This is a genomic window from Burkholderia sp. AU4i, assembly GCF_000466765.1.
Taxonomy (GTDB): Bacteria; Pseudomonadota; Gammaproteobacteria; order Burkholderiales; family Burkholderiaceae; genus Burkholderia; species Burkholderia cepacia.
On the sequence record NZ_ASSI01000001.1, the window covers coordinates 1 to 19075 of the forward strand.

Consider the following 19075-nt stretch of genomic DNA (forward strand, 5'->3'; position numbering starts at 1 on the left):
CGGCGACGGCTCGGCCGCATCGGTCGCGCTGCTCGCGCTGCGCGCGCCGCTCGCCGGCACCGATGCGCCCGCGTTCGGCCTGCTCGTACTGGGCTCGCCCGACCCGCGCCGCTTCCACGACGGGATGGCCACCGACTTCCTCGCGCAGATCGCAACGCTCGCGAGCGCCGCGCTCACGCGCCTGCTGCCGCACTGAGCCTGCCGCACGCGATGACAGACGATCCGGTCGCCGCCTACCTGTCGAACCTGAAGCACGTCAGGCAGCTGTCGGAGCACACGCTGCGCGCCTACACGCACGAACTCGACGAACTGAAGAAGCTTGCGGCCGGCCGGCCGCTCGAAGTGCTGACGGCCGCCGACATGCGCGGCGCGGTCGCGCGCGCACATTCGGGCGGGCTGTCCGCACGGTCGATCTCGCATCGGCTGTCCGCGTGGCGCGCGTTCTACCGCTGGCTCGCGCAGCGCATCGACATGCCCGCGAACCCGGTCGCCGCGGTGCGCGCGCCGAAACGCCCGAAGACCTTGCCGAAGGCGCTGTCGGTCGACGACGCATCGGCCCTGATGGACGCACCGCTCGCCGGCACGACCGAAGGCATCCGCGATCACGCGATCCTCGAGCTGTTCTATTCGTCGGGGCTGCGCCTCGCGGAACTGATCGGGCTCGACGTCATGTACACGCAGGCCGACGGCTACCGCTCGGCCGGCTGGCTCGATCTCGCCGAAGCCGAAGTCACCGTGCGCGGCAAGGGCAACAAGGAGCGCAAGGTGCCGGTCGGCCGCAAGGCGATCGATGCGCTGAACGCATGGCTCGCGGTGCGCGGCGAATTCGTGAAGCACGATCCGCATCCGCTGTTCGTGTCCGTGCGCGGCAACCGGATGTCGCCGGGCGTCGTGCGCGAGCGCGTGAAGCGCGCGGCGCTCGCCGCGGGCATCCCCGCCAACGTCCATCCGCACGTGCTGCGCCACTCGTTCGCGACGCACGTGCTGCAGTCGAGCGGCGACCTGCGCGCGGTGCAGGAACTGCTCGGCCACGCGAGCGTGTCCGCCACGCAGGTCTATACGTCGCTCGACTTCCAGCATCTCGCGAAGATTTACGACAGCGCGCATCCGCGCGCGAAGAAGCGCGACTGACGCGCGCCCCGTGTTACCCGCCGCGCGCGGCGACCGGCCACGGTCGGCTTCGCGCACGGCCCATTTCGATCTCATCATGCAAACCGTCACCCTCAAGCCGTCCAAGGACAAATCGCTGCTGCGCCGCCATCCGTGGATCTACGCCAATGCGATCGACCGCGTCGACGGCAAGCCCGCGCCCGGCGCGACCGTGATCGTGCGCGCGCACGACGGCCGCTTTCTCGCGCGCGGCGCGTACAGCCCGCAGTCGCAGATCCGCGTGCGCGTGTGGAGCTTCGACGAGAACGAGCCGATCGACCACGCGTTCTTCAAGCGCCGCGTGCAGCGCGCCGTTGCGCACCGCACGACGATGGTGTCGGGCACGGGCGCGGTGCGGCTCGTGTTCGGCGAAGCCGACGGGCTGCCGGGGCTGATCGTCGACTACTACGTCGCGGACACCGCCGAAGCCGGCGCGGCGCCGCGCGGCCAGCTCGTCTGCCAGTTCATGGCCGCGGGCGTCGAAGCATGGAAGGACGCGATCGTGAAGGCGCTCGTCGGCGCGACCGGCTGCCCGAACGTGTACGAGCGCTCGGACGTGTCGATCCGCGACAAGGAAGGGCTCGAGCAGACGACCGGCGTGCTGGCAGGAGACGCGCCGCCCGCGACGCTGATCGCGAACGAAAACGGCGTGCGTTATCACGTCGACGTGCCGAACGGCCACAAGACGGGCTTCTACGTCGACCAGCGCGACAACCGCGCGCTGGTTGCGCAGTACGCGGCCGATCGCGACGTGCTGAACTGCTTCTGCTACACCGGCGGCTTCTCGCTCGCGGCGCTCAAGGGCGGCGCGAAGCGTGTCGTGTCGATCGACTCGTCGGGCGATGCGCTCGCGCTCGCGCAGCAGAACGTCGTCGCCAACGGTTTCGACGCCGAACGCGCGACCTGGCTCGACGCCGACGCGTTCAAGACGCTGCGCCGCCTCGTCGACGAAGGCGAACGTTTCGACCTGATCGTGCTCGATCCGCCGAAGTTCGCGCCGACCCGCGACAGCGTCGATCGCGCGGCGCGCGCGTACAAGGACATCAACCTGAGCGGCTTCAAGCTGCTGCGTCCGGGCGGCCTGCTGTTCACGTACTCGTGCTCGGGCGCGATCGACATGGACCTGTTCCAGAAGATCGTCGCGGGCGCGGCGGCCGACGCGAAGGTCGACGCGCGCATCCTGAAGCGACTCGGCGCGGGCGTCGATCACCCGCTGCTCGCGGCATTCCCGGAAGGCGAATATCTGAAGGGCCTGCTGTTGCAAATCGTCTGATCGCCCCGATCTACGCGCGTAACCTTCCGCCGGCCGCGGCCTCGCGCCCGGCGGATTCGCGTTCCCGCCTGTCGTTCGGACGACGGGCGGGGGCTTGACAGGTATGTTTCAATGGATGGTTGTGCGCCCCGGCTGGCAGCGCGAGCGGGCGCAACGCACATCCTGGTTTTGACCCCGATTCACGAACCACAGGCGATTGACATGGCCACTCCCGTCACCATCCTCACCGGCTTCCTCGGCAGCGGCAAGACGACGCTGCTCAAGCGCATCCTGAACGAACAGCACGGCATGAAGATCGCCGTGATCGAGAACGAGTTCGGCGAAGAGAACATCGACAACGAAATCCTCGTGCAGGATTCGAACGAGCAGATCATCCAGATGAGCAACGGCTGCATCTGCTGCACGATCCGCGGCGACCTCGCCCGCGCGCTCGGCGACCTGGCCGCGAAGAAGCGCGAAGGCAAGCTCGACTTCGACCGCATCGTGATCGAAACCACCGGCCTTGCGAACCCGGGCCCCGTCGCGCAAACCTTCTTCATCGACAGCGAAATCGCCGACGACTTCCTGCTCGACGCGGTCATCACGCTGGTCGACGCGAAGCACGCGAACGCGCAGCTCGACGAGCACGAAGTGGTGCAGCGCCAGGTCGGCTTCGCCGACCGGCTGTTCATCACGAAGTCGGACCTGGTCGACGACCAGACCGTGGCCGGCCTGAAGCACCGCCTGATGCACATGAACCCGAAGGCCGCGATCAAGGTCGTGAACTTCGGCGAAGCCGACATCAAGGAAATCTTCGACCTGCGCGGCTTCAACCTGAACGCGAAGCTCGAGATCGACCCCGACTTCCTCGCCGAGGACGATCACGCGCATCACCACCACGATCACGACCATGATCACGATCACGCCAATTGCGACCACGATCACGGTCAATGCGCGCACGATCACGACCACGGCCACCACCATCACCACCACGCGCACCACGACGACAAGATCAAGTCGTTCGTGTACCGCAACGACCGCCCGTTCGACCCGAACAAGCTGGAAGACTTCCTCGGCGGCATCCTGCAGATCTACGGCGAGCGGATGCTGCGCTACAAGGGCGTGCTGTACATGAAGGGCGTCGACCGCAAGGTCGTGTTCCAGGGCGTGCATCAGATGATGGGCAGCGACCTCGCCGCGAAGTGGCTGCCGATCGAGAAGAAGACGAACAAGATGGTGTTCATCGGCGTCGATCTGCCGCAGGACCTGATCACCGACGGCCTCGACGCCTGTCTCGCCTGACGCGCGCGGGCAACCGCCGCACAAGCCGCCGCACGGCCGCTCCGCGGGCGGTTGCGGCGGCCGCGGAGCGCCCGTTTCGGGCAGGGTTTCGCCGTCATCGCTTTTTCGCGATTTGCGCGTTATATTTTCTAGATATTGGCGCAGCCGACGGGGATCGACCCGATACGGCGCCCGCTTGCGATTCAGTTACAATACGTGCCCGCTGGAGTACGGCAACAAACAGGCCCGGTTCTTGCTGAACCAGTTTTCCGGGCATCGCAACCGCGCCGGATCGCCAATCCGCCTCCCGGCCGCGGCCGATGCGATGTGCCGCGCAGCACACCGGTTCGCAGCGCGCGCAACTCCGCGCCAGGCCTATCCTGGTATTTGAGAACCGGTTTTCCAGAGGCTTTCGGCCCCGCGGCGGCAAATCGCAAATGATTGCAAGCGCGGTTGCGGGTAATCCCAAAGTGCAGGCAATATCTCTCGATTTGCCGCACATTGAAGAAGCAAGCAGATGACGAAGAAACTCTTGACCGAAGCCGAAATCCTGAAGATGAGCGACAAGGATTACATGAATGAGGATCAGCTCGCCTTCTTCAAAAATCGGCTCGAACAGTTGCAGGCGGACATCCTCAAGAATGCAGGCCAGACGACCGAGAACCTGCGCGAGACGGTGATCGTCCCCGATCCCGCCGATCGCGCGACGATCGAGGAAGAGCACGCGCTCGAGCTGCGCACGCGCGATCGCGAACGCAAGCTCCTCAAGAAGGTTCAGCAGTCGCTCGCCCGCATCGATTCCGGCGATTACGGCTGGTGCGAGGAAACCGGCGAGCCGATCGGCATTCCGCGGCTGCTCGCCCGTCCGACCGCCACGCTGTCGCTCGAGGCGCAGGAGCGCCGCGAGTTGCGCCAGAAGCTGTTCGGCGACTGATCGAGCGGCGTTCCGCTCAAACACGCTGCTTCCCGAAAGCGCGCGGCCTGCCGCGCGCTTTTTGTTTTTCCGGCACCGGCTCGCGGTTGGCCGGTTTTCCGATTTGCCGCCCGCCTCTTGATATCCCCGCGCCCGCCCTAAAATGAAACGGACGCGCGTCGGGCCGCTTCCCGGCGCACTGCGAGTTACGCGGCGGCGCCTCGCGCCGCCCGACTCTTCCCCGTTTTTCTCAAGGAACGCAGATGGAGCAATTTCACGGCACGACCATCGTTTCGGTCCGGCGCGGCGACAAGGTCGCGCTCGGCGGCGACGGCCAGGTAACCCTCGGCAACATCGTCATGAAGGGTGGCGCGCGGAAAGTGCGGCGGATCTACAACAACCAGGTGCTGGTCGGATTCGCGGGCGGCACCGCCGATGCGTTCTCGCTGCTCGACCGCTTCGAGGCGAAGCTCGAGAAGCACCAGGGCAACCTGACCCGCGCGGCCGTCGAGCTCGCGAAGGACTGGCGCACCGACCGGATGCTGCGCCGCCTCGAGGCGATGCTGATCACGGCCGATGCCACCACCACGCTCGTGATCACCGGCAACGGCGACGTGCTCGACCCCGAGGAAGGCATCTGCGCGATCGGTTCGGGCGGTGCATATGCGCAGGCCGCGGCCCGCGCGCTCGCGGAGAACACCGAGCTGTCGCCGCGCGAGATCGTCGAGAAGTCGCTGAAGATTGCCGGCGACATGTGCATCTACACGAACCACAACCGCATCATCGAAACGATCGAGTAAGGACCGCACCATGAGCACCATGACCCCTGCCGAGATCGTCTCGGAACTCGACAAGCACATCATCGGCCAGGCCAAGGCGAAGAAGGCCGTCGCGGTCGCGCTGCGCAACCGCTGGCGCCGCCAGCAGGTCGCCGATCCGCTGCGCCAGGAAATCACGCCGAAGAACATCCTGATGATCGGGCCGACGGGCGTCGGCAAGACCGAAATCGCACGCCGCCTCGCGAAGCTCGCCGACGCGCCGTTCATCAAGATCGAGGCGACCAAGTTCACCGAGGTCGGCTACGTCGGCCGCGACGTCGACAGCATCGTGCGCGACCTGATCGAGATCTCGGTCAAGCAGACGCGCGAATCCGAGATGCGCAAGGTGCGCAGCAAGGCCACCGACCAGGCGGAAGACCGCATCCTCGACATCCTGCTGCCGCAGCCGCGCGCAGTGGGCTTCGGCGGCAATGCCGACCACGCGAACGACGACAACAACGCGACGCGCCAGACCTTCCGCAAGCGCCTGCGCGAAGGCCAGCTCGACGACAAGGAAGTCGAGCTCGACCTCGAGCAGCCGTCGGCCGGCATGGACATCATGGCGCCGCCGGGGATGGAAGAGATGACCGAGCAGATCCGCTCGATGTTCTCGAACCTCGGCAGCGGCAAGAAGCAGCGTCGCAAGGTGAAGATCAAGGAAGCGCTGAAGCTGCTGACCGACGAGGAAGCGGCGAAGATGCTGAACGACGAGGAAGTGAAGACGAAGGCCGTGCAGAACGTCGAGCAGAACGGCATCGTGTTCCTCGACGAGATCGACAAGATCACGTCGCGCAACAACGAAGGCAGCGGCGGCGAAGTGTCGCGCCAGGGCGTGCAGCGCGACCTGCTGCCGCTCGTCGAAGGCACGACGGTCAACACGAAGTACGGGATGGTGAAGACCGATCACATCCTGTTCATCGCGAGCGGCGCGTTCCACCTCGCGAAGCCGAGCGACCTGATTCCCGAACTGCAGGGCCGCTTCCCGATCCGCGTCGAGCTCGACTCGCTGTCGGTGAACGATTTCGAGGCGATCCTCGTCGCCACCGATGCCAGCCTCGTCAAGCAGTACCAGGCGCTGCTCGCGACCGAAGACGTGCAGCTCGAATTCGCCGACGACGGCATCCGCCGTCTCGCGGAGATCGCGTATGCGGTCAACGAGAAGACCGAGAACATCGGTGCGCGCCGGCTGTACACGGTGATCGAGAAACTGCTCGAGGAAGTGTCGTTCTCGGCCGGCAACCATGCCGGCGAGCGCGTGACGATCGACGCGAAGTATGTCGACCGTGCGCTCGGCGAAGTGTCGCAGGACGAAGACCTGTCGCGCTACGTGCTGTAACGCGCGCGGCGTCCGACGAAAAACGGGCGGCCCCTTGCGGGGTCGCCCGTTTTTTCATGGTCAGGCGATGCGGCGCCCGTGCCTGCCCCTCGAATGCGGCTGATGGCAAGCACGCTGGTGCGTCCCTATAATCCGGACTCCTCCGGCCAAGTACCGACGCATTCGTCACTACCTTCGAATGACCATCTACCCTTCCGTCGCCGGCCGAATCGTGCCGGCCTTGCTCGCGCTCACGCGCGCCGACATCCTGTCGCTCATGCGCCGGATCAGGCGGGATTCGCTGCGGCGCTACAACGTCGCGTTCGTACTCGCGTGGCTGGGCACGCTGGCGGGCATCGCACTCGCCAGCGTGGCGTTCAGCCTCGGCGTCCAGTTCGTCGCGCGTGGCGTATCGGCAACGCCGTGGCCGCTGGCCAACGCCATCGTCATCGGCGGATGCGCGCCGCTGCTCGCCAACGTCTTCTACTCGGCGCTGCTCACGCTCCTGCTGAAACGCGAGATCGTCGCCAGCCTGTCGCGCGCCCCGGGCGCACCCGGCTGACGCGCCGGGCGCCAGTGCCCGCTTACTGCCGCACCGGCTTCTTCGCGAGCTTGCGCTGCAGCGTGCGGCGGTGCATGTTCAGCGCGCGCGCCGTCGCCGAGATGTTGTTGTTGTTCTCCGCGAGCACGCGCTGGATGTGCTCCCATTCGAGCCGGTCGACCGACAGCACGACCGGATTCTCGAGCGCCTCGTCGGCCTGCACTTCGGTCGCGTTGGTCTGCAGCGCGGCCAGGATCGACTCGACGTTCGCGGGTTTCGCGAGATAGTTGTCGGCGCCTTCCTTCACCGCCTGCACGGCGGTCGCGATACTCGCGTAGCCGGTCAGCACCAGGATCCGCGCATCGGGTTGCAGGTCGCACAGCGGCGCGATCAGGCTCAGGCCCGAATCCTCGCCGAGATGCAGGTCGACGGTGATGAACTGGAACTTGCCGCCCGCGGCGAGCCGCAGCGCCGCCTCCTTGTCGTGCGCCTGCTGGACCGCGTAACCGCGGCGCTCGAGGCCGCGCGCGAGCGTGCCCGCGAATACCTCGTTGTCGTCGATCACCAGGAAATTGTTCTCGCTCATGTGGTTTCTCCGTCTACGTGTTGGTTGAGGCGGCCGGCGCCGCGACGCGCACCGCCGGCAGGCGCAGCACGGCCCGCGTGCCGCGCGCGGCGGATGTGCCGGCCGCGCGGCTGTCCGGCGTGCCGGTTGTCCGTTCGGACGCGCGCTGGCCCGCGCGCTGTCCCGGGCCGGCCGCGGCGTGACCATTCGCCGCCCCGCCGGCCCGCCCGTTGCCGCCCGCCGCGCGCGGCACGACATCGGACAGTTCGATCTCGCCGCCGAGCCGCGCGGCCGCGCTGAACGCGAGATACAGGCCGACCCCGTGCCCGCCCTGCGTGCTGTCGACCGGCATCGCGCCGAGCGACTCGCGCAGCGCGGCCGGAATGCCGGGCCCGTCGTCGCACACCTCGAATTCGATCTCGTCGGCCGTGCCGGCGTGCGCGACCTTCGCGGCCAGCGTCACGCGCTGCGGGCTCGCGCGCGCGGCGTTGTCGAGCAGGATCGTCAGGATCTGGCCGGCCGCGACCGTGTCGTCGAGCGCGACGCCCGCCGGGCGCGCACCGAGCAGTTCGAACTGCACGTGCGGATGCCGCAGGCGCCAGTGCTCGACGAACGTGTCGAGCCAGTCGTCCACCGGCTGGCGGCTCGCGGGTGCGCTCGCGCGGCTGCGCAGGCGCGCGAGCGCCGACGTGCAGAGCGTCATCTGCTCCTCGAGCACCTTCAGGTCGGCTTCGTAGCGGGCCAGCCCCGGATCGGCGCGCGCCGCGTCGCGCAGCTCCTCGGCGAGCATCGCGATCGTCGACAGCGGCGTACCCATCTCGTGCGCGACGGTGGCGGCCTGCACGCCGAGCGCGACCGCCCGCTCGTCGCGCAGCAGGTGCGCCTGCGCTTCGCCGAGCGCCGCGTCGCGCTGGCGCAGCGCATTCGACATGCGCGCGACGAACCACGCGATCAGCCCGACGCTGACCATGAAGTTCGCCCACATCCCGGTACGGTAGTAGTCGAACAGGTTGGCCGGGTTATCCATGTTGAGCGGCACCGAGTCGAAGCCGAGCGCCGCGTAGCACGCGACCGCGAACGCCGCGAGCCAGATCATCAGGTGCCACGGCAGCACGGCCGCCGCGATCGCGAGCGACGGCAGGTACAGCGACACGAACGGGTTGGTCGTGCCGCCCGACAGGAACAGCAGCGCGGACAGCGCGCCGAGGTCGACCCACAGCTGGCCGAGCAGCTCGAAATTGGTCTCGGGCCGCGCGCGCAGCACGCGCACCCAGGTCAGCGCGTTGAAAACGATTTCGAGCGCGATGACCATCAGCATCGCCGGCAACGGCAGATGCACGCCGAAATAGGTCTGCACGACGCCGATCGTCACGAGCTGGCCGACGATCGCGAGATTGCGGAGCCAGAACAGGTGACCGAGGTTGACGCGCCCGGTGGTGGTGATTCGTTGCATCCGGGCAGTTTACCCGTTTAGCGGGCAGCGCCTCTAGCGGGGCCGGATCGGAACGTGGTGAACGGGATGCGCTGCGTGCACGGCCGGTGCCGTCAGCCGGCCGCGCCGGCCATCCGCTGCGCGATCTCGTCGGCCAGGCATTCGGGGCACCGGCAGCGCGCGCCGGTTGCCGGCGGCGTACCGCCGGGCAAGACCGGCATCGACGCGCACCAGCATTCGAACGGCTGCGAGCGGGCGCCGCAGTCGAAGCTGCGCCCGCAGTGCGGGCAGCGCGCGCGGCGCGGGGCGGAACGGGCGTCGGCGGCGGGATCGGTCATGGCGGAAGCGCGGAAGCGGGCGTGAAACCGCCCTACGCGACAAGCATAGCGCGGCGAACGGATTTTGCACGCCGTCCATCGGGCCGATGACCGTCGTCGACGCTCGCGAGCCGCCTCGGCGCCGCTACCTGCGCACCGTTGCGCACACCCCCGCCCGAATGGCCGCCCGCATCGCGCCGCGCCATAGCCGGCGGGCCGCCGCGCGTGGTACCCGAGCCGCGCCGCGCGGGTTCCGGCCCGTCCAAAAACCCGATGCTGCGCTGCGCCACTCCTGTACAATTCGCCGTGTTTCAACCGTTCCCAGCCAGAGCCGCCGCCATGTCCGAGCCCATCGACCTCTCGCAGATCGCCCCCACGCTGAAAGCAGAAATCCTCGCCGAGGCGCTGCCGTATATCCGCCGTTACCACGGGAAAACCGTGGTCATTAAATACGGCGGCAACGCGATGACGGAAGAGCGGCTCAAGCAAGGTTTCGCGCGCGACGTGATCCTGCTGAAACTGGTCGGCATCAACCCGGTGATCGTCCACGGCGGCGGTCCGCAGATCGATCACGCGCTGAAGAAGATCGGCAAGGCCGGCACCTTCATCCAGGGCATGCGCGTCACCGACGAAGAGACGATGGAAGTCGTCGAATGGGTGCTGGGCGGCGAAGTGCAGCAGGACATCGTGATGCTGATCAACCACTTCGGCGGCCACGCGGTGGGCCTGACGGGCAAGGACGGCGGCCTGATCCACGCACGCAAGCTGCTGATGCCGGATCGCGACAACCCGGGCCAGTACATCGACATCGGCCAGGTCGGCGAAGTCGAGGCGATCAACCCGGCGGTCGTGAAGGCGCTGCAGGACGACGCGTTCATCCCGGTGATCTCGCCGATCGGCTTCGGCGAGGACGGCCTGTCGTACAACATCAACGCCGACCTCGTCGCGGGCAAGCTCGCCACGGTGCTGAACGCCGAGAAGCTGCTGATGATGACCAACATCCCGGGCGTGATGGACAAGGACGGCAACCTGCTGACCGACCTGTCGGCGCGCGAGATCGACGCGCTGTTCGAGGACGGCACGATCTCGGGCGGCATGCTGCCGAAGATCTCGTCGGCGCTCGACGCGGCAAAGAGCGGCGTGAAGTCGGTGCACATCGTCGACGGCCGGATCGAACATTCGGTGCTGCTGGAAATCCTGACCGAGCAGCCGTTCGGTACGATGATCCGCTCGCATTGAGCGCGCGCCGCAAACCATCCAGCCCCGACCTGCCGGCGTCGCTGCGACGCCGGCGCATCTCCCGCAGCCGGCCGCACGCCGGCTCGCCCGTCTGGCTGTTCGATCTCGACAACACGCTGCACCACGCATCGCACGCAATCTTTCCGGAGATCAACCGCGCGATGACGCAGTACATCATCGACGCGCTGCAGGTCGAGCGCACCGAAGCCGACCGCCTGCGCACCGGCTACACGCAGCGCTACGGCGCCGCGCTCCTCGGCCTCGCGCGCCATCACCCGATCGATCCGCACGACTTCCTGCGCGTGGTCCACACGTTCGCCGATCTTCCCGCGATGGTGCGCGCCGAGCGCGGCCTCGCGCACATCATCGCCGCGCTGCCGGGCCGCAAGTTCGTGCTGACCAATGCGCCCGAGAACTATGCGCGCGCGGTGCTGCGCGAATTGCGCATCGAGCGGCTGTTCGAACGCGTGATCGCGATCGAGCACATGCGCGACCGCCGCACGTGGCGCGCGAAGCCCGATCACACGATGCTGCGCCGGACGCTGCGCACCGTGCATGCCCGTGCGTCCGACGCGATCCTCGTCGAGGATACGCTCGGCCACCTGAAGCGCTACAAGCGCCTCGGCATCGGCACGGTGTGGATCACCGGCCACCTGCCCGGCCACCTGCCAGGCACCGGACGCCCACTTTATGTCGACCAGCGCATTCGTTCGCTAAAATCGCTGCGACTGGGCACACGATCGGGGCGACAGAAATGCAGCCGACTCACCCGCAGGACCAAGCCGTAACGGACGATCAGGCATCACCCACCCGCATCCGTACACGTCCGAAACCGGGCGAGCGTCGCGTGCACATCCTGCAGACGCTTGCGACGATGCTCGAGGCGCCGAAGCGCGAGAAGATCACGACGGCCTCGCTGGCGGCCCGGCTCGACGTGTCGGAAGCCGCGCTGTACCGCCATTTCCCCAGCAAGGCGAAGATGTACGAAGGGCTGATCGAGTTCATCGAGCAGTCGCTGTTCGGCCTCGTCAACCAGATCGTCGAGAAGGAGCCGAACGGCGTGCTGCAGGCCCGCACGATCGCGCTGACGATGCTCAGTTTCGCCGCGAAGAACCCCGGCATGACGCGCGTGCTGACGGGCGAAGCGCTGGTCGGCGAGGACGAACGGCTCACCGAACGCGTGAACCAGCTGCTCGACCGCATCGAAGCAACCGTCAAGCAGTGCCTGCGGGTCGCGCGCACGGAGGCGAACGCGCCCGACGGCGCGGCGCCGTTCGCGCTGCCGGCCGACTACGACCCGGCCGCTCGGGCGAGCCTGCTCGTCAGCTATGTGATCGGCCGGTGGCACCGCTTCGCGAAAGACGGGTTCCAGAAGCCGCCCGGCGAGCAGGCCGACGCGCATTTGCGGTTGATCCTGCAGTGACCGGCGCCGGACGCGCGCGTCCGGCGCGCTCGCGATGCGGCCGACGCTGCGTCGCAATTCGAACTCGTCCAATATCGCATTTCGCCTGATCGGGTTAATTTTCTCCTGTTTTCAATACAACGGGAGTGATCCGGTGAATCGCGAGTTTCCGCATTGTCAGACGTCCTCCGGCCGACAGCGCGCCGTGGCCCCGCCGCGCGCGCCGCTGCTTGCGCGTGCCGCACTGCTTGCCGGCGCGATCATCCCGTGGCCGTCATCGGCCCAGGTCACCGACGGCGGCGCACAACTCGCCGACGGCGTCACGCTGGAAACCGCTCCCGGCGACTATTCGACGAGCAACTTCGCCAGCCCGGTGTTTTCCGCAGTCAACGGCGGCGTGCTGACCACCACCGGCAAGACGCGGCTGTTCGCGACCGGCACCTATTCGTCGGGGGCTTCCGCTTTCGGCGACGGGTCGCGCATCGCGCTGCGCGACACCGAAATCCGCACCCGCGGGTTCATCGGGACGGGCATCGACGTTCGCGCAGGCAGCAGCGCGACAGCCGAAAACATCTCGATCGACACCGACGGAAGAAGTGCACACGGCGTCTATGTCGACGTCAGCGGCAGCCGCGTCGACGTCACCGGCAGCGCGATCGTCACGCGCGGCCGCGAAGCGCACGGCATCGCGGTGAACAACGCACCCGGTGCGATCGTGAACGCCACCGATACGATCGTCCGCACCAGCGGCGACTTCGCATACGGCACGTTCGTCAGCTACGGCGACATCCATGCAACGCTTGCTCGCACCGACATCCGGACGAGCGGAGACTACGCGTCCGGGCTGTTCATGCCCGGCGCGTCCTCGGTCACGTTCAGCGACGCGCGCGTGGCCACCGACGGCGACCAGGCGCTCGGCATCGACACGCGCAGCGGCCGTGTCGAACTCGCGCGCACGCACGTGCACACGCAAGGCATCAATGCGCACGGGCTGTATGCCTCGCAGGAAGGCAGCGAGACGCCGGTCGTGCTTGCAACGGACACCGACGTGACGACAGCCGGCGACCGTTCGGTCGGTGCCGTCGCGCGGCTCGGCGGCAAGGTCGCCATGACGCGCGGCGGGATCGCGACGGGCGGCGAACGCGCGTATGGCGTGCTCGCCAGCGGCGCCGGCTCGGTCGCGTCGCTCACGGATGCCACGGTGACGACGAGCGGCGTGGACGGCACCGCGCTGCGGGCAAGCGCCGGCGGCACGATCGGCCTGTCACGCACCGACGTGCGCACGACCGGCGACGGCGCGTGGGCCGCCGGCATTCACGGCGGCACGCTGACCGTCGATGGCGGCTCGCTCGTCAGCGATCGGCACGGCGCGATCGACGTTTCGGACGCACACGTCTCGCTGCAAAACGGCGCGCGCGTCGCCGGCGGCAACGGCACGCTGCTGTTCGTCGACGCACGCTCGGGGGCGCCGGTGCGGCTGACGCTCGATACGGACGTGCAGGCCGCCGGCGACATCGTGAACCGACCGGCGGACAACGGCGCCCCGCCGTCGCCCGCCGTGACCGATGTCGCGCTGTCCCATGGCGCCGCGTGGACGGGCGCGACCGATGCGGTACGCGCGCTGTCGCTCGACACGAACAGCCGGTGGACCGTCACCGCGGATTCGTCGGTCGGCTCCGTCGCGCTGAACGGCTCGACCATCGCATTCGCGCCTTCCGATGCGGGCGCGCCGCGCACGCTCGTCGTCTCGGGCGACTATGCGGCGCGCGACGGCAGGCTCGTCGTCAACACGACGCTGAACGACGACGCATCGCCGTCCGACCGGATCGTGATCGACGGCGGGCACGCGTCCGGCCATACCGGCATCGTCGTCCGGCGTGCCGGCGGCAACGGCGCGCAGACCACCGTCGGCATCCCGATCGTCGAGACCCGCAACGGCGGCACGACGGACCCCGCCGCATTCACGCTCGACACCGGATCGGACGGTTATCGCCGCAGCTTCGGCACGGTGTCCGCCGGCGGCTACGACTACATGCTCGCGCGCAGCGGGAACGGCGGAAAGGAACACGACTGGTATCTCGTTTCCGCCGCACGGCCCGAGCCGCCGGTGCCGCCTGGCCCGGTCGATCCCGAGCCGCCTGTCCAACCCGAAATTCAGCCGCCGCCTCCGCGCGCCGTCGCACCCGAGCCCGACGCGTATCTGGCCAATGCCAACGCCGCCGCGACGATGGCGATCCACACGCTGCATCAACGGGAAGATCGCACGCTGCGCACCGGCGATACCGCATCACGCCCGCTCGATGGCGTTGTCTGGCTGCGCGCAGAGGGGCAGATCACATCGATATCGGGCGGCAACCGCAGCGTGTCCGGAAACGGCCGCCTGATTCACGCGGGCGCCGACCTGTTCCGTTTCGACGACGGTCGCGGCGGCCACTTCCGGGTCGGCGCGATGGGCATGTACGGCAGCCAGACGAGCTGGTCGACTCGCCCGCTGTGGAATGCCATCGAGCAGCGCGTCGCCGATGCCACCGCGCGCGGCAGCGTGTCCGGTTACAACATCGGCCTGTACGGCACCTGGTACGGCAACCGCGACATCCTGACCGGCCCGTACGTCGATGCATGGGCACTGGTCGGCGCCTATGCGAACAGCGTCGGCGGCAGTCTCGCGGCCGACTCGTACCGATCGCGCACCGTGACGGGTTCGCTGGAAGGCGGTTATTCGTTCCGTTTCTACGAGCGCGGCGACACGCGTTTCCATGTCGAGCCCGAAGCGCAGCTCGTCGTGTCGGACTATCGCGCGGACGCCCATCGCGTTGTCGGCGGCCGTCTCGACGGGCAGAGCTCGACCGACGTGCTGACCCGCGTCGGCGTACGCGTGCATGGCGTGACGATCACGCCGTCCGGACGTGAACTTCGGCCGTTCATCGACGCGAACTGGTGGCACGGCCCCGGGTCGCGGACGCTCACGCTCGACGGCAATGCGTTCTCGTTCGACGTGCCGCGCGATCGGGCGGCATTCCGGATCGGCGCGACCGGGCAGTGGTCGAAACGCTTCGCGGTATCGGCCGGCCTCGGGCTGGAGTCGAACCTGTCCGACTATGCGGTCGTCAAGGGCGAGCTGGCGGCGAAGTACCGGTGGTGACACCAAGCGCCGGCGGCGTGCCGCGGCCGCCCCGACATCCGCTTGCCGCAAATTCCGCTATACTTTGCCGACTGTCGCCCTACGGGCGGCAGGTCGGAAGCGCGCCGATTTGCTGACTCGATTGCGGGCGCGCGAACCGGCCGGAACGTTGATGCGTCTTCGTCCCGGCGGTTCACTACAAATGCGGCTAAAGAGGTCGTCAGCCGCGCACCTTCGACTCCGCGCCCCGCCGACACCATTTAGCCGCCCAGTCATAAGGCATAAGGCGGAACGAATGGAATCGATCGGCATCGTCGCTCCACAGACCATGCACTTCGCCGAACCGCTGCGCTTGCAAAGCGGCAGCGCGCTCGGCAACTATCAGCTCGTCGTCGAGACGTACGGCGAGCTCAACGCCGCGCGCTCGAACGCGGTGCTCGTCTGCCACGCGCTCAACGCGTCGCATCACGTCGCCGGCGTCTACGCGGACGATCCGCGCAGCACCGGCTGGTGGGACAACATGGTCGGCCCCGGCAAGCCGCTCGACACCAACCGCTTCTTCGTGATCGGCGTGAACAACCTCGGCTCGTGCTTCGGCTCGACCGGCCCGATGAGCATCGATCCGTCGACCGGCAAGCCGTACGGCGCCAAATTCCCGGTGGTCACCGTCGAGGACTGGGTGCACGCGCAGGCGCGCGTCGCCGACGCGTTCGGCATCGAGCGCTTCGCCGCGGTGATGGGCGGCAGCCTCGGCGGCATGCAGGCACTCGCGTGGAGCCTGATGTATCCGGAGCGAGTCGCGCACTGCATCGACATCGCGTCGACGCCGAAGCTGTCCGCGCAGAACATCGCGTTCAACGAGGTCGCGCGCTCGGCGATCCTGTCCGATCCCGACTTCCACGGCGGCGACTACTACGCGCACGGCGTGAAGCCGAAGCGCGGCCTGCGCGTCGCGCGGATGATCGGCCACATCACGTACCTGTCCGACGACGACATGGCCGAGAAATTCGGCCGGGCGCTGCGCCGCGCGGACGGCGCGCTCGATGCGTACAACTTCAGCTTCGACGTCGAGTTCGAGGTCGAGTCGTACCTGCGCTACCAGGGCGACAAGTTCGCCGACTACTTCGACGCGAACACTTACCTGCTGATCACGCGCGCGCTCGACTACTTCGACCCGGCGAAGGCGTTCGAGGGCAACCTGACGGCCGCGCTCGCGCACACGCAGGCGAAATACCTGATCGCGAGCTTCTCGACCGACTGGCGCTTCGCGCCGGCGCGTTCGCGCGAGATCGTGAAGGCGCTGCTCGACAACAAGCGCACGGTCAGCTACGCGGAAATCGACGCGCCGCACGGCCACGACGCGTTCCTGCTCGACGACGCGCGCTATCACAACCTGCTCCGCGCGTACTACGAACGAATCGCCATCGAGGTGGGTGTATGAACCAGCAAGCGCTGAATTCCCTGTCCGCGCGCGCGGATTTCCGCACGATCGCCCGCTGGGTCGAGCCGCGCTCGACCGTGCTCGACCTCGGCTGCGGCGACGGCTCGCTGCTCGCGCTGCTGATGGAGGAACTGGACGTCACCGGTTACGGCATCGAACTGAACGACGCCGGCGTGCTCGCGAGCGCGAAGAACGGCATCAACGTGATCCAGCAGAATCTCGAGGACGGCCTGCGCCTGTTCGAGGACCACAGCTTCGACATCGCGATCCTGTCGCAAACCCTGCAGACGATCCACCAGACCGCCGCGATCCTGCGCGAAACGGCGCGCGTCGGCCGCGAGTGCATCGTGTCGTTCCCGAACTTCGGCTACTGGTCGCACCGGCTGTCGGTGCTGCACGGCCGGATGCCCGTGTCGAAATCGCTGCCCTACCAGTGGCACAACACGCCGAACGTCCGGGTGCTGACGATCAAGGATTTCGAGGCGCTCGCGCCGGAAGTCGGCGTCACGATCCTCGACCGCGTCGTGCTGCACGAAGGCCAGCCGATTCGATGGGGAGCGAACTGGCGTGGTAGTCTTGCTGTCTACCGCGTCAAGCGCAGCTGAGCCGGGGGGCCGTTGACGGAAGATCCGGCCCGCACGAGCGTGCGGCCGCCCCTCTCGCGTCGCTCGCACCGCCGCCTGCGCTGCCGCCGCCATCAGTCAACGCTACCCAGTTTCTGTCCATGTCGAAAACGCCACACGAGGCGCCCGCACTCACCGCTCACGAGGATCACCCCGGCTGGCGAGCCTATCTGAACACGCACATGCTGATCTGCGTGTTCCTGGGCTTCACGTCGGGCCTGCCCCTGTTCACGCTCGTCTACCTCGTGCAGGCATGGCTGCGCTCCGAGGGCGTGAACCTGAAGGAAATCGGCCTGTTCGCGCTGATCCAGTTCCCGTATACGTGGAAGTTCCTGTGGGCGCCGCTGATGGACCGCTACATCCCGCGCCTGCCCGGCTGGCGGCCGGGCCGCCGGCGCGGCTGGATGCTGCTCACGCAGGTGCTGGTCGCGGGCGCGATCGCCGCGCTCGGCTTCGTGTCGCCGCGCGATTCGATCTGGACGGTCGCCGCGCTCACCACGCTCGTCGCGTTTTTCGGCGCGAGTTCCGACATCGTGATCGACGCTTACCGCCGCGAGCTGCTGCGCGATACCGAGCAGGGCCTCGGCAACGCGGTGCACGTGAACGCGTACAAGCTCGCCGCGCTGATCCCCGGTTCGCTCGCGCTGATCCTGTCCGATCACATGCCGTGGGACGCCGTGTTCGCGCTCACCGGCGCGTTCATGCTGCCGGGCATCCTGATGACGCTGCTGGTGCGCGAGCCCGAAGTGGTCGGCGCACCGCCGCGCAACCTGCGCGACGCGATCGTGCTGCCGTTCCGCGAATTCATCCAGCGCGACGGCTGGGCCGGCGCGCTGCTCGTCATCGCGTTCATCTTCCTGTTCAAGATCGGCGACACGATGGCCACCACGCTGTCGACGTCGTTCTTCCTCGACATCGGCTTCTCGCGCACCGAGATCGGCATCGTCGCGAAAACCACCGCGCTCGTCGCGAGCGTCGCCGGCGGCATCATCGGCGGCGTCTGGCTCGTGAAGATCGGCATCGGCCGCGGGCTGTGGGTCTTCGGCGCGCTGCAGATGGTGTCGACGCTCGGCTTCGCGTGGCTCGCGCAGGTCGGCCCCGGCTCGCCGGTGCTGGCGGCGCTCTACGACTTCACGGTCGCGGCCAGCCATGCGCTCGCGTCGTTCCTGTCGATCTTCGGCTTCGAGGTCACGCCGCATCTGAGCCCGATGACCGTCGCGCTCGCGCTCGTCTACGGCTTCGAAACCTTCACGACCGGCCTGACGATGGCCGCGTTCGTCGCGTACATCGCGAGCACGACCGACCCGCGCTATACGGCCACGCAGTTCGCGCTGTTCACGAGCCTCGCGTCGGTACCGCGCACGCTCGCGTCGGCCGCGAGCGGCTTCATCGTCGCGAAGATCGGCTGGTTCGACTACTTCATCGTGTGCACCGCGCTCGCGATTCCCGGCATGCTGCTGCTGTTCAGGATCGCACCGTGGAACGGCGCCGCACGCAACGGCGAGGCCAGCCGTGCGCAGTAACCGCCTGCACCGCCTCGCGCGCGTTGCGGCTTCGTGGAGCATCGGTGCCGCGGCGCTCGCCGCCGGGTTCGCCGCCCATGCGTCCGACACCGGCGCGCCCGCTGCAACCGCCGCGGGCTCCGCGCCGGCCGCCGCACCGGCTT

General features: G+C 67.9%; 18 protein-coding genes. 15 read left to right on the forward strand and 3 right to left on the reverse strand.

Annotated elements, in window-relative coordinates; genetic code table 11:
• The 8 genes from L810_RS00005 to L810_RS00040 all read left to right on the forward strand — a co-directional run.
• Positions 1-196: DUF484 family protein (locus L810_RS00005; protein WP_042972629.1), on the forward strand; the 196-nt coding region annotated here is incomplete at its 5' end.
• Positions 197-210: 14 nt separating this feature from the next.
• Positions 211-1131 (forward strand): tyrosine recombinase XerC, encoded by a 921-nt coding sequence (gene xerC, locus L810_RS00010; RefSeq protein ID WP_042972630.1) that lies wholly within the window; start codon positions 211-213, stop codon positions 1129-1131.
• A 76-nt stretch (positions 1132-1207) separates the two neighbouring features.
• The gene (locus tag L810_RS00015; RefSeq protein WP_042972632.1) at positions 1208-2422 is read left to right on the forward strand and encodes a class I SAM-dependent rRNA methyltransferase; all 1215 of its coding nucleotides are present in this window, start codon (positions 1208-1210) and stop codon (positions 2420-2422) included.
• 201 nt (positions 2423-2623) lie between these two features.
• Positions 2624-3703, forward strand: coding sequence for a CobW family GTP-binding protein (locus L810_RS00020; RefSeq protein WP_021156274.1), 1080 nt, complete (start codon positions 2624-2626; stop codon positions 3701-3703).
• Positions 3704-4199: 496 nt separating this feature from the next.
• On the forward strand, positions 4200-4616 hold the full coding sequence (gene dksA, locus L810_RS00025) for an RNA polymerase-binding protein DksA (protein WP_006477498.1): 417 nt from the start codon (positions 4200-4202) through the stop codon (positions 4614-4616).
• A gap of 242 nt (positions 4617-4858) precedes the next feature.
• On the forward strand, positions 4859-5395 hold the full coding sequence (hslV, locus tag L810_RS00030) for an ATP-dependent protease subunit HslV (protein WP_021156275.1): 537 nt from the start codon (positions 4859-4861) through the stop codon (positions 5393-5395).
• A gap of 10 nt (positions 5396-5405) precedes the next feature.
• Entirely contained in the window at positions 5406-6749 is a 1344-nt protein-coding gene (gene hslU / locus L810_RS00035; protein ID WP_042972634.1) for an ATP-dependent protease ATPase subunit HslU, read from the forward strand.
• Between the two features lie 178 nt (positions 6750-6927).
• Entirely contained in the window at positions 6928-7290 is a 363-nt protein-coding gene (locus tag L810_RS00040) for a hypothetical protein (RefSeq protein ID WP_042972635.1), read from the forward strand.
• A gap of 22 nt (positions 7291-7312) precedes the next feature.
• Here L810_RS00040 and L810_RS00045 read toward each other — a convergent pair whose 3' ends face one another.
• The 3 genes from L810_RS00045 to L810_RS44415 form a co-directional block, all read right to left on the reverse strand.
• A complete protein-coding gene (locus L810_RS00045) occupies positions 7313-7855 on the reverse strand; it encodes a response regulator transcription factor (RefSeq protein WP_021156278.1) in 543 nt (180 codons plus the stop codon).
• Positions 7856-7868: 13 nt separating this feature from the next.
• Positions 7869-9287 (reverse strand): ATP-binding protein, encoded by a 1419-nt coding sequence (locus L810_RS00050; protein WP_021156279.1) that lies wholly within the window; start codon positions 9285-9287, stop codon positions 7869-7871.
• A 92-nt stretch (positions 9288-9379) separates the two neighbouring features.
• Positions 9380-9604, reverse strand: a complete 225-nt coding sequence (locus L810_RS44415; RefSeq protein WP_021156280.1) for a cysteine-rich CWC family protein — start codon at positions 9602-9604, stop codon at positions 9380-9382.
• A gap of 318 nt (positions 9605-9922) precedes the next feature.
• Between L810_RS44415 and argB the strand changes: the two genes are divergently transcribed.
• From argB to L810_RS00090, 7 genes are all read left to right on the forward strand, one after another.
• The gene (gene argB / locus L810_RS00060; RefSeq protein ID WP_006490510.1) at positions 9923-10822 is read left to right on the forward strand and encodes an acetylglutamate kinase; all 900 of its coding nucleotides are present in this window, start codon (positions 9923-9925) and stop codon (positions 10820-10822) included.
• On the forward strand, positions 10819-11610 hold the full coding sequence (locus L810_RS00065) for a pyrimidine 5'-nucleotidase (RefSeq protein WP_021156281.1): 792 nt from the start codon (positions 10819-10821) through the stop codon (positions 11608-11610). Before argB ends, L810_RS00065 begins: the two co-directional genes overlap by 4 nt.
• On the forward strand, positions 11577-12245 hold the full coding sequence (gene slmA, locus L810_RS00070) for a nucleoid occlusion factor SlmA (protein ID WP_042972636.1): 669 nt from the start codon (positions 11577-11579) through the stop codon (positions 12243-12245). The genes L810_RS00065 and slmA overlap by 34 nt, the downstream gene beginning before the upstream one ends.
• Positions 12246-12429: 184 nt before the next feature.
• The gene (locus L810_RS00075) at positions 12430-15366 is read left to right on the forward strand and encodes an autotransporter family protein (RefSeq protein WP_051392114.1); all 2937 of its coding nucleotides are present in this window, start codon (positions 12430-12432) and stop codon (positions 15364-15366) included.
• A 274-nt stretch (positions 15367-15640) separates the two neighbouring features.
• Positions 15641-16786 (forward strand): homoserine O-succinyltransferase MetX, encoded by a 1146-nt coding sequence (gene metX, locus L810_RS00080; RefSeq protein WP_021156284.1) that lies wholly within the window; start codon positions 15641-15643, stop codon positions 16784-16786.
• Positions 16783-17391, forward strand: a complete 609-nt coding sequence (gene metW / locus L810_RS00085; RefSeq protein WP_021156285.1) for a methionine biosynthesis protein MetW — start codon at positions 16783-16785, stop codon at positions 17389-17391. The genes metX and metW overlap by 4 nt, the downstream gene beginning before the upstream one ends.
• Positions 17392-17510: 119 nt before the next feature.
• The gene (locus tag L810_RS00090; protein ID WP_021156286.1) at positions 17511-18932 is read left to right on the forward strand and encodes an AmpG family muropeptide MFS transporter; all 1422 of its coding nucleotides are present in this window, start codon (positions 17511-17513) and stop codon (positions 18930-18932) included.
• The last annotated feature ends 143 nt before the right edge of the window (positions 18933-19075 follow it).